A 10,825-nucleotide genomic window follows, 5' to 3' on the forward strand; every position below is an offset into this window, starting at 1 on the left:
ATGGATGATCAGATCAAGACAGCGGCCGAAGCGGCAGAGGCCGATGCATTGCCGCGTTTGTATGAAACCCATACCGACCCGGACCAGCGGTGTGCCAGCACCGACCAGATGCCGAAGAGTGTTAAAGACAAGCCGGTGAGCCAGAAAAGCCCGGCGCAATGGGCTTACGAGCGTACGGTGCTCTACCTCAAGAACTTCGAGGAACAGCTTGATAACGAACACGAAGTTGCAATGGGTTTTACCGGAGGCAATGCAGGTGTGCTGCGGATCGAGGGCATGGGATATTTCGACCCCGACATCGTAACTTTTTATGGTAGTGATCCTGCGGGCGGACGTACCCAGCTTGTGCAGCATGTCAGCCAGCTGAATGTGTTGTTACGTGCACTTCCCAAAGCGGTTGAGGGGAAGGCCCCGAACCGGATCGGTTTTCGACTGGTTCAGGATCTGGAAGACGCGTCCAAGCCAACAACCTGATTCCATGAAAATGGGACGTTTTGACAGCGTGACAGGGGCCACAAAGTAGGGTACTCAGCACGAAATTCGATAGCGTAAGGGACAAGACTATGGCCGATCACGAACATGGCAGCATGGACACCAAAGTGCAGGAAAAGACGTTTGATGACTTCATGTCATTCGTTACCAAAACCACCATTGTCATCGTGGCCTTGCTGGTTCTGATGGCGTTGTTCATCCGCTAATCCATGTCCATTGCAAAAGGGATCGCCGCCGGACTGGCGGCGTTGCTTCTGTTGGGGGCATGCGGGGCGGATAATAATCCCGACAGCCCGCCACAAGAGGTCGCTGCGGCGGCTTTCCGCAGTGCAGCACCCCCATCATTGACCATCTTTACAATGGTGAACAACCGCACCGGCGATGGCGGGCATACGTCCCTTTTGATCAATGGCTCGCAGCAGGTCATCTTTGATCCGGCAGGCTCGTTCCGCGATGATCGCCTTGCCGAGCGGGGGGACGTGCTTTTCGGTATGACGCCCGGCTGGGTGCAGGCCTATAAGTCAGCCCATGCGCGCGCCGCGTTTCATGTGGTCGAACAGAAGATCCCGGTCACCGGAGCACAGGCCGAACAGGCCCTGCAACTGGCGCTTGCGAACGGGTCTGTTCCAGGCGGATTCTGCGCCAGCTCGATCGGCAGGATCCTGCGGCAAATTGATGGCTTCCAAAGCATCGACAGCACGTTTTTCCCCGTGCGTCTGATGGAACAGATCGAAACCCTGCCCAATGTCACCACCACTCGGCTTTATGAGAACGACAGTGGTCAGGTGATCGACGCGTTGCGCGCGTCACAGCTAGCCCAGTAAATACAGCATCGCGTACAGGGTCAGCCCGCCCGAGATCATTGCGCCGAGCACGTTCTTGGTGATGAGCCCTACTGCCAGCGCGACCGCAGCAGCGGCAAGGCGGGCGGGGTCAGGTTCACCACCCGTGGCGCTTGGCCAGAGCACCTGAGGTGCGATCAAGGCCGGCAACACAGCCACCGCCGTATAGCGCAGATGTCGCAACAGCCAGGGCGGCATGGCGCGTTCTCCGACCATGCCGGTAAAGACAAAGCGGAGCATAAAGCTGCCCAAGCCCAGCCCGATGATCACGATCCAAAGTGTTGTCTTGTCGATCATGGTGCTGTTTGTCCTTTGGTTTCCAAGCGCTTTTCCAAACGCGCTCCGGCGATCATTCCCGCCAGCCCCGCGATGATGATACCCAGTGAATAGGGCACGCTTGCGCACAACAGGCTGACCACAACCGCGACAAAAGCCGCGACTACATGGGGCAGGGTTCGGAACATCGGTGCAATCATCGCCAGAAATGTGATCGGAATGGCAAAATCCAGCGCCCAGCTGTCTGGTACCTGCGCCCCCAGCAGCGCACCGACGCCTGTGAATATATACCAAAGTGGCACCACAGGTGTGACCGCGCCCAAGAAATAGCCAACCCGCTCTGGCACTGTCATTTGCGGCTCTTTCTCGAATTTGGCAATGCCTACGATATAGGATTGGTCAACCGTGAGATATGCGGCCAACGCCCGCTGCCAGATAGGGGCCGCGCCGATGTAAGGGGTCAGCGATGCCGAATACATCGCCATGCGCAGGTTCACCGCCAGCGCAGAGGCCAGCACAACAATGGTCGGCGCGTTTTCCTGCATCAGTTGAAGGGCGGTGAATTGCGCGGCCCCTGCGATGACGACGATGGAAAAGGCCAGGGTCTCGAACACGGACAACCCCGCTTCGACAGCCAGCAAGCCAAAGAGCGTGGCGAAGGGGATGATCACCAGAATGAATGGTGAGCCGTCGATTACGCCCCTGACATAGGCTGATTTTGCTGTGGTGGTGCGCATATGAAAACCCTAGATTGCTCCCATGTCGTAGCGGCTAGCCAAGGGGGTTACAATTGGCACAAGATCCCGATGTGAGCGATTTTCTCATTGCACCCGACCCGCAGGCGCCCCGGTTGACCCGGGCGGTAAGCGGGCAGGACGAGAATGGCAATGAAACGCAACTGCGCGTGGTCGAAGAACGGCCGCTGACCATCTTCCTCAACAGTCAGGAAATTGTCACCGCAATGACCATTGGGGACTATCCGGCCTATCTGGCGCTTGGCTTTCTGCGCAATCAGGGGATGTTGCGCGCGGATGATGATGTAACAGGCGTGGACTACGATGAAGAGCTTAAGACAGTTGTGGTGCGCACTGCCCGCGCCACCGACTATGAAGACAAGATGAAGCGCAAGACGCGGACCTCCGGCTGTGCGGTCGGGACGGTCTTTGGCGATATGATGGAGGGGTTGGAAGGGCTGACCCTCCCGAATACGCCGGTGCACAGTTCTTGGCTTTATGCGCTGTCCGCGCGGATCAACCGCACGCCCTCTCTCTATCTAGAAGCAGGGGCCATTCATGGGACCATTCTGTGCCAAGGCGACCGTGCTCTGGTCTATATGGAGGACGTAGGACGCCACAATGCAGTTGATAAAATCGCGGGCTGGCTGCTTTCCGAGGGTGTCTCGGCTGATGATAAAATTCTCTATACCACGGGCCGACTGACCTCTGAGATGGTGATCAAAACGGCAATGATGGGCATCCCCGTGTTGGCGTCACGCTCGGGGTTCACGGCATGGGGCGTCGAAATAGCCCAGCAAGTGGGTCTGACGCTGATCGGGCGAATGAAGGGCAAACGCTTTGTCTGTTTGAGCGGTGAGCAACGGTTGGTCCGCGATGCCGATCCCACACAGGTCGCGGATGAACCACGTCGCGCCGGGCGCAAGGGGGCGGTCTGATGCAGCAGCCTTTAGGCGTCATTCTGGCCGGAGGGCAGGCCACGCGCATGGGCGGCGGCGACAAGGGGCTGTTGCAGCTTGGCGGCGAAACCCTGCTGCACCGCGTGATTGACCGGCTTGAACCGCAGGTGGCCGGGCTGGCCCTGAACGCCAATGGCGATGCGGCACGGTTCGAAGATTTTGGTCTGCCCGTGCTGCCAGATTCGATTGAGGGGTTTGCCGGACCGTTGGCAGGGGTATTGGCGGGGCTTGATTGGGCCGCGTCTCAAGGGGCCGAGAGTATTGTCACTGCGGCGGCGGACACCCCGTTTTTCCCTTGCGATCTGGTGCCGCAACTGCTGCTTGCAGGCGAAGTCATGACGCACCCGCTGGTCCTTGCCGCCACACCAGACACGGTGAGTGGCACAGCGCGGCACCCGACATTCGGACTGTGGCCGGTGGCACTGCGTGATGATCTGCGCGAAGCATTGCAGCACGGTTTGCGCAAGGTGGTGATGTGGACGCAACAGCACGGCGGGCGCGAAGCCTTGTTTCCGCAAGAAGCAGCGTTTTTCAATGTGAACACCCCAGATGATCTGGCGCAAGCCGAGGGGATGTTATGAAGATTTACGGTGTCGTAGGCTGGAAGAATGCCGGGAAAACAGGCTTGATGGAGCGTTTGGTGACAGAGATCACCGGTCGTGGCATCACCGTGTCGACGATCAAACATGCGCATCACACCTTTGATGTGGATCAGCCCGGCAAAGACAGCTTTCGCCACCGTACTGCCGGTGCGACCGAGGTTCTGCTGGCTTCCAAAACCCGCTTTGCCCTGATGCACGAACTGCGGGACGAGGAAGAGCCAGCGCTTGCTGATCTGTTGCAAAGGTTATCTCCCGTCGATCTGGTGCTGATTGAAGGTTATAAACGCGATGCGCATCCCAAGATCGAAGCGCATCGTGCGGTGACCGGCAATCCGCTGCTGGCCCCGGATGATCCATCGGTGCGGGCGGTGGCCAGTGATGTGCCGCTTGATTTGGACCGTCCGGTCTTGGATTTGAACAACACAGAACAAGTGGCTGGTTTCATTCTATCCGAGGTCGGGCTGTGAGGGGCTTTGACACCATCGTTATGGTTGATTGGTCAAGCGGCAATGATACCGGTCCGCGTCCGCGGAAAGATGCGATCTGGGCCGCAGTAAACCGCAACGGCGCCGCGGAGGCACCGGTGTATCTGCGCAATCGATTGATGGCAGAGGAATGGCTGACCGCGCTTTTTGACCAGGAACGCGCGGCGGGACGGCGGGTGCTGGCGGGTTTCGATTTTCCTTTTGGATATCCCAAAGGATTTGCCGCTGCGCTGACCGGATCAGCGGACCCGCTGACTGTTTGGGACTGGTTTGAAGCGCGGGTGGAAGACACGCCCAAACACAACAACCGGTTTGATTTGGCTGGACAGGTCAATCTGGCGCTGGGAGGAGGCAAAGGCCCCTTTTGGTTCAATGGTTTGCAGCGCGATATAAACGGGCTGGCGCGGCGCAAGGACGAATATAGCAACCCTTTCCCAGACAAACGACAAAGTGAGCAGCGTACCAAAGGCGCGTTTACCTGTTGGCAGATGGGGGGCGCGGGTGCCGTTGGGGGGCAGGTCTTTACAGGTTTGCCGATTTTAGCCCGGCTTCGGCGCAAATATGACGCGGCGGTTTGGCCATTCATGGCTTTGGACAAAGACATCGCGCTGGTGGAAATATGGCCATCACTGACGGTGGGGCCGGCACCGGACGATCAAATCAAGGACGCCTGGCAGGTGCAGGAAGTTGCGCGACAAATTGCAGCTCTTCCTGAGGACCGGCTGGCTGAAATGCTCACGGTGGACGCCCCGGAAGAAGGCTGGATTTTCGGCTTGGGCTATGAGGCAGAACTGAAAGCACCCGTCTTGCAGAACGATTGTTTCGCCCTGCCGCCCGGTGTGCATTGGACCCCGGTAGATGAAGCATTGGCGCTTTTGCAGGGTCGTCTGGCGCCGGTTTGCGGGGTAGAGACTTTGCCGCTTGGTCAGGCTGCTGGCCGTCTTCTGGCCGAAGACGTGGAGGCGCAGCGCGCCAATCCGCCGCTGCCCAATACGGCAGTGGATGGCTACGGCTTTGCCGGTGGGCGGGGCGCGGGTGCGCATGATCTCCCACTGGTCAAAGGCCGTGCTGCAGCCGGGGATGCGCCTGTCGTGGTGCCGTCGGACCATGCCATCCGCGTCCTGACGGGGGCTGCTCTGCCCGAGGGAGTGGACACCGTCATCTTGCAAGAAGATGTGAAGGTCGACGCTGATCGTTTGCTATTTACGGGCCCGATCAAGCAGGGGGCCAACACGCGCAAGGCTGGTGAGGATGTCGATGCGGGGGAGGTCTTGTTGCATGCGGGGCGAAGGCTGACACCGGCGGATCTCGCCCTCGGTGCGGCCACGGGGAATGACCATATTAGTGTGCGCAAGCATCTGCGGGTTGGTGTGCTGTCAACAGGGGATGAGCTTGTTGATCCGGGGACGCCTGCCAAAGATGGTCAGATTTACGATGCCAACCGCCCGATGCTGTTATCGTTGATTGCCCAGTTCGGTCATGCCCCTGTCGATCTGGGCCGTGTCCAAGATGACCGGTCCGCGCTGCGCGATGTATTGGATCAGGCTGTGCCACAAGCCGATGTCATCCTGACCAGTGGCGGCGCATCGGCGGGGGATGAAGATCACGTCTCGGCCTTGCTGCAAGAGGCAGGAGCAATGGACTTATGGCGGATTGCGGTCAAACCGGGGCGGCCTTTGGCGCTTGGGATGTGGCAGGGAAAGCCGGTCTTCGGGCTGCCGGGTAACCCTGTTGCCGCGCTCGTATGCGCTTTGATCTTTGCGCGACCGGCGCTTGAGGTGCTGGCGGGAGGGCACTGGCGCGCGCCGCAAGCGTTCAATGTACCAGCGGCATTCACCAAGTCCAAGAAGGCCGGGCGGCGCGAATATCTGCGCGCAAGGATGAAAGACGGCGCGGCAGAAGTGTTCGGCTCTGAAGGGTCGGGCAGGATCAGCGGGCTATCCTGGGCCGAAGGGCTGGTCGAATTGCCCGAACCGGCCATGCAGGTTGCACCCGGCGATCCGGTCCGGTTCATTCCTTACGCGAGCTTCGGACTTTAGTCGAAGGTACCAGCGCAGCGGCCAAGTAGCATGAAAGCGCGGGCGGTCCTTGTGTCCGCCATTGCTGAAATCTCGCTGTCTGATGCGTTCTGTTCAAATTCCGCAAAGGTCTTGTCAAACCGGCGCAGGAAATGATGTGCGGCGTCGCGGAAAATTGGGTCTTGCTTCATACGGGCGTTTGTCAGCGCCAACGATGATCGGTCGCGGATGCCGCCCAAGGGCGCAATTGCGCGCCCCCGAGCGCCCTGTGCGAAGTGGCGCCAAATCTCGGGGCGGGCGCGGTCGGGGCGCAGGTCGTCCATATAGATGCCGTCTTGGCTCATCAGCGTCAGGATATCCTGTGCGGCCTGTACCAGTTGCGAGGTCAGCCGGTCCTTGAGCGCTCGACGCAGGGCAGTGAAACCCTCTGTGTCATCGGCGGTTTCTGGGAAGTTCAGGGCACGGATGAAATCGTCATTCGACAGGATCGGGGCCATGTCGATGGCTTGTGTGCCCAATTCCAGCGCGGGTTGATCGTCTGTAAGGCTTTGCGTCGGGGCCGGCTTCGCGCGCGCTGGCTCGTCGCGGCGCGACTGGAAGGTTGCGAGCGCGGTTTCGGTTTTGCGAGCGGCGGCGGCGATCTCGTCGAGCTTGCGCGAGACGGAGGGTTCCGAGCGCAGGTGATTGCCCTGTTGCTGGCTCAGGTACGCCTGCCGGATCGCATCAATAGCGGATTGCAGCCGCTGGCTCTCTTCACGCATTACGCGGCTCGCTTTGGCAGCTGTCGCAGCGACCCAGATCATGGCGACTGGCATGAAAATCGCCAACATGGTCATCAAAAAGCGCAGGGAGTCCGACCCGTTCTCGGATGTGCCTTCTTCGCGCAGGATCAGGAAAAAGAACGCAGCCCCCAAGAGCCAAATGGCACTAAGCACCAAGGCCACCACTTCGATGGAGGTGATGGTTTCGGGGCGCTGATTGTCATAGATGCCGAGTGGTGTGGCGCGCGCGACAGAAGGGCCCGCCGTGGACGAGGCGGGTTGATCTTCCGGTGCGGGTTGCGATGGGTCAACCACGTCTCAATTCCTTGTCAGGCATATACGATTTTGAGAACCTCATAGGATCTCACACCTCCGGGTGTGCGGACTTCGACAGAATCGCCTTCTTCCTTGCCGATCAACGCCCGCGCTATGGGGGATTTGATGTTCAGAAGACCGTCCTCGATCTTGGCCTCATATTCGCCCACGATCTGATAGGTTTTTTCTTCATCGGTGTCTTCATCGACCAGCGTCACCTTGGCCCCGAATTTAATCGCCCCGGACAGCTTGGCAGGGTCGATCACATCGGCCAGTGAAATGGCACCTTCCAACTCTTTCACGCGACCTTCGATGAAGGACTGCTTTTCCTTGGCGGAATGGTATTCGGCGTTCTCGGACAGGTCGCCGTGCTCGCGTGCTTCTGCGATCGCCTTGATGATTGCAGGGCGTTCCACTGTTTTGAGTTGCTTAAGCTCGGTTTCCAGGGCCGAGTGTCCGGCCCGTGTCATCGGTATCTTTTCCATCGCCGTCTATCCAAGTGATCGGGGGCCGTCGCGCATTTTCACGCCGCATGGCCATTACAGTCAGGTTGACGATTACCTGACCCAAAGTGCCATGCAATTGCAAGTGCCATCGGGGGCTTGGGCAAGGACAGGCCGTATGGTGTCTTTCACAGGCCAAAATGAGGTTCAGGGGGATGGGGGGCACCATATAGATTTTTATGTTCGACGAAAGTTGCGAATTTAAGCGCCTCTTATGACTTTCATTGCTGCCGTTCCTCCATCACCAGATTGGCAAGGACCCCGCCGAAATAGATGCACTATCGCCAAGGGGAATGACCGTAAGGCGCGTCTCCTACGGAACCTTTGCTGCAAAGCTGACGTTGGGTTCGCATCAGACACATCGGAGATTTTATGCTGTCCTCGGACCACCAAAACCTCGCGCCGGGGTTCCTGAATTCGCTTGTCTGGATCATCTTTCTGGGCGCGATAGGTTTGATTGGTGGCAACATCATCGGATCAATTGTTGTGCCCGATCACGACTGGGTCGCGGATACGGTCAGCGATCTGGCCGCCGGACGGTACGAGATCATCCAAGACATATCCCTCTATGGATTCGCGGCGACGCTTACGGCACTGGCACTCGCTTGTGCACATCTGCATAATGGTTCGGCGCGGTGGAGCTTGCTGACCTTTGCACTGGTCTTGTTAGCGCTTTGCGTTGTGATCATCGGGGCGCGGAACGAGTATGGCGACGGTGACAACGACGGGATCGTGATACACATCTATGTGGTTTACGCCTTGGGTATCCTTTTCGCCGCAGCATTCGCGCTAATGGCGGTTGAAGGCGCAAGGATAGCGCCCTTTATGGTTCCTTTGTCGTGGGTCTGTCTTATTCTCTGGGCGATCGGTGCGCCGGTGTTCTTTATGCTATCGACTGCTTTTGATGGTGCATGGGAACGCGGGCTTGGTGTCATCACGGTCGTTTGGGCGCTGGGCTTTGCCTTTGCCCTGCGGCAATTTGCGCGTAAAAACAGTGCTGATGCTTGACAAATATCACCCCACGTCCCGATTGCATTGCGGTCCGCCGTGGTTTAGCTGCAACTGGATGATTTTGCTCTGAGGGAATTTCAATCATGGCCGAGACCGAACGCGAAGCAATGGAATACGATGTCGTCATCGTCGGAGCTGGCCCTGCCGGTTTGTCCGCCGCGATCCGGCTTAAACAGTTGGACGCTGATTGCAATGTGGTGGTGCTTGAAAAAGGATCCGAAGTGGGCGCGCACATCCTGTCGGGTGCGGTGCTGGACCCGATCGGCATCGACCGGTTGATTCCTGACTGGAAAGAGCGCGGCGCGCCGATCACCGTGCCTGTGAAAGAAGACAACTTTTATTTGTTGGGCGAGGCTGGACAGTTGCGTGTGCCTAACTTCCCGATGCCCCCACTGATGAACAACCACGGCAATTACATTGTCTCGATGGGGAATGTGTGTCGTTGGATGGCGGAACAGGCCGAAGAACTGGGTGTCGAGATTTTCCCCGGCATGGCCTGTTCCGAGATTGTCTATGGCGAGAATGGTGAAGTCAAAGGTGTCGTTGCAGGTGAGTTCGGCAAGAACCCCGATGGGACTAAAGGTGACGGTTACGAGCCTGGCATGGAGTTGCACGGTAAATATGTGTTCCTTTCAGAAGGCGTGCGCGGCAGCCTGTCCAAGCAGGTGATCGAAAAGTTCGATCTGGGGAAGGACAAAGAGCCGCAGAAATACGGCCTTGGAATGAAGGAAATCTGGGAGATTGACCCGGCCAAGCATAAAGAAGGCACTGTGACCCACACGATGGGCTGGCCTTTGGAGAAGAAAGCGGGCGGCGGTTCGTTCATTTACCACCTTGATAACAATCAGGTCTATGTCGGTTTTGTGGTCCACCTTGGCTACAAAAACCCGCATGTCTTCCCCTACATGGAATTCCAGCAGTTCAAACATCATCCAATGGTGGCGGAGTTGCTGAAGGGCGGCAAGCGTGTCGCCTATGGCGCACGGGCCATCACTGAAGGGGGGTGGCAGTCGATGCCGAAAATGACGGCCCCCGGTGTGGCTTTGCTGGGCTGTTCGGTCGGTATGGTGAATGTGCCACGCATCAAGGGCAACCATAACGCCATGCTGTCCGGTATGATCGCGGCGGAAACCGCGCATGAAGCGATCAAGGCGGGCCGTTCGGGCGATGAATTGCCAGAGTACGAAGCAGAGGTGCGCGCGGGTGCCATTGGTCGCGACCTTAAAAAAGTCCGTAACGTCAAGCCGTTGTGGTCAAAGTTCGGGCTGACCGCGTCGCTCGCCATCGGCGGGTTCGACATGTGGTTCCAAACGCTGTTCGGCGCGTCGCTCTTAGGTTCGATGAGCCATGGGAAGTCCGATGCTGAGGCGACAGAGCCTGCCGCCAAGCACAAAGAGATTACCTATCCCAAGCCTGACGGCAAGCTGAGCTTTGACCGGCTGACCAATGTGGCATTCTCCTTTACCAATCATGAAGAGAACCAGCCGGCGCATTTGAAGCTGAAGGATGAGTCCCTGCCGGTTGAAGTAAACCTGCCCGTCTATGCCGGTCCATCAGCACGGTATTGTCCTGCGGGCGTCTATGAATACGTTGGAGAAGGCGCTGACACCAAGTTCCAGATCAACTTCCAGAACTGCGTGCATTGCAAAACCTGCGATATCAAAGACCCCAAGCAGAACATCGTGTGGACGACGCCACAAGGTGGCGATGGGCCGAATTACCCAAACATGTGATCGCGTTCGCGGCACGGGTTTAAAAGGCGGGGCAGGTCCCCGCCTTTTTCGTGTCTGGCGCAGCGTTCCGCTCACATAGATGTCATGCCCCCCA

The 10,825-nt window shown here is 58.3% G+C and carries 13 protein-coding genes; 9 read left to right on the forward strand and 4 right to left on the reverse strand.

Translation table 11 applies throughout. The features are described from left to right. The 3 genes from Z945_RS0102930 to Z945_RS0102940 all read left to right on the forward strand — a co-directional run bounded on the left by Z945_RS0102930 (position 1) and on the right by Z945_RS0102940 (position 1,316). Positions 1-474 (forward strand): DUF6173 family protein, encoded by a 474-nt coding sequence (locus Z945_RS0102930; protein WP_025050624.1) that lies wholly within the window; start codon positions 1-3, stop codon positions 472-474. Between the two features lie 89 nt (positions 475-563). Beyond that, positions 564-698, forward strand: coding sequence for an aa3-type cytochrome c oxidase subunit IV (locus Z945_RS0102935; protein WP_025050625.1), 135 nt, complete (start codon positions 564-566; stop codon positions 696-698). A 3-nt stretch (positions 699-701) separates the two neighbouring features. After that, positions 702-1,316 carry a hypothetical protein gene (locus Z945_RS0102940; RefSeq protein WP_025050626.1) on the forward strand — a complete coding sequence of 205 codons (615 nt, stop codon included), beginning with the start codon at positions 702-704 and terminating at the stop codon, positions 1,314-1,316. Here the strand turns inward: Z945_RS0102940 and Z945_RS0102945 are convergent. Next, positions 1,305-1,631, reverse strand: a complete 327-nt coding sequence (locus Z945_RS0102945) for an AzlD domain-containing protein (protein WP_025050627.1) — start codon at positions 1,629-1,631, stop codon at positions 1,305-1,307. The two genes, Z945_RS0102940 and Z945_RS0102945, sit on opposite strands and share 12 nt — an antisense overlap. Next, positions 1,628-2,347, reverse strand: coding sequence for an AzlC family ABC transporter permease (locus Z945_RS0102950; RefSeq protein WP_025050628.1), 720 nt, complete (start codon positions 2,345-2,347; stop codon positions 1,628-1,630). The genes Z945_RS0102945 and Z945_RS0102950 overlap by 4 nt, the downstream gene beginning before the upstream one ends. A 53-nt stretch (positions 2,348-2,400) precedes the next feature. On the opposite strand from Z945_RS0102950, the gene Z945_RS0102955 reads away from it, so the two are divergent. Genes Z945_RS0102955 through Z945_RS0102970 form a run of 4 tightly spaced genes read left to right on the forward strand, consistent with a single transcriptional unit; the run spans position 2,401 to position 6,429 of the window. Continuing rightward, the gene (locus tag Z945_RS0102955) at positions 2,401-3,282 is read left to right on the forward strand and encodes a formate dehydrogenase accessory sulfurtransferase FdhD (RefSeq protein WP_025050629.1); all 882 of its coding nucleotides are present in this window, start codon (positions 2,401-2,403) and stop codon (positions 3,280-3,282) included. Continuing rightward, positions 3,282-3,884, forward strand: a complete 603-nt coding sequence (gene mobA, locus Z945_RS0102960; protein ID WP_025050630.1) for a molybdenum cofactor guanylyltransferase MobA — start codon at positions 3,282-3,284, stop codon at positions 3,882-3,884. Before Z945_RS0102955 ends, mobA begins: the two co-directional genes overlap by 1 nt. Next, entirely contained in the window at positions 3,881-4,372 is a 492-nt protein-coding gene (gene mobB, locus Z945_RS0102965; RefSeq protein WP_025050631.1) for a molybdopterin-guanine dinucleotide biosynthesis protein B, read from the forward strand. The genes mobA and mobB overlap by 4 nt, the downstream gene beginning before the upstream one ends. Continuing rightward, a complete protein-coding gene (locus tag Z945_RS0102970) occupies positions 4,369-6,429 on the forward strand; it encodes a molybdenum cofactor synthesis domain-containing protein (RefSeq protein ID WP_025050632.1) in 2,061 nt (686 codons plus the stop codon). The genes mobB and Z945_RS0102970 overlap by 4 nt, the downstream gene beginning before the upstream one ends. On the opposite strand, the gene Z945_RS0102975 is transcribed toward Z945_RS0102970, so the two are convergent. Both Z945_RS0102975 and greA read right to left on the reverse strand, forming a co-directional pair. Then, on the reverse strand, positions 6,426-7,484 hold the full coding sequence (locus Z945_RS0102975) for a hypothetical protein (protein WP_025050633.1): 1,059 nt from the start codon (positions 7,482-7,484) through the stop codon (positions 6,426-6,428). The genes Z945_RS0102970 and Z945_RS0102975 overlap by 4 nt on opposite strands. Before the next feature lie 14 nt (positions 7,485-7,498). Beyond that, on the reverse strand, positions 7,499-7,969 hold the full coding sequence (greA, locus tag Z945_RS0102980; RefSeq protein WP_025050634.1) for a transcription elongation factor GreA: 471 nt from the start codon (positions 7,967-7,969) through the stop codon (positions 7,499-7,501). Between the two features lie 390 nt (positions 7,970-8,359). On the opposite strand from greA, the gene Z945_RS0102985 reads away from it, so the two are divergent. Together Z945_RS0102985 and Z945_RS0102990 are read left to right on the forward strand one after the other, a co-directional pair. After that, positions 8,360-8,995: a DUF998 domain-containing protein gene (locus Z945_RS0102985; RefSeq protein WP_025050635.1), complete on the forward strand. Its 636-nt coding sequence runs from the start codon at positions 8,360-8,362 to the stop codon at positions 8,993-8,995. An 86-nt stretch (positions 8,996-9,081) separates the two neighbouring features. Next, the gene (locus Z945_RS0102990; RefSeq protein ID WP_025050636.1) at positions 9,082-10,731 is read left to right on the forward strand and encodes an electron transfer flavoprotein-ubiquinone oxidoreductase; all 1,650 of its coding nucleotides are present in this window, start codon (positions 9,082-9,084) and stop codon (positions 10,729-10,731) included. Positions 10,732-10,825 lie beyond the last annotated feature (94 nt).

This window comes from Sulfitobacter noctilucae (genome assembly GCF_000622365.1).
In the GTDB taxonomy this organism is placed as follows: domain Bacteria; phylum Pseudomonadota; class Alphaproteobacteria; order Rhodobacterales; family Rhodobacteraceae; genus Sulfitobacter; species Sulfitobacter noctilucae.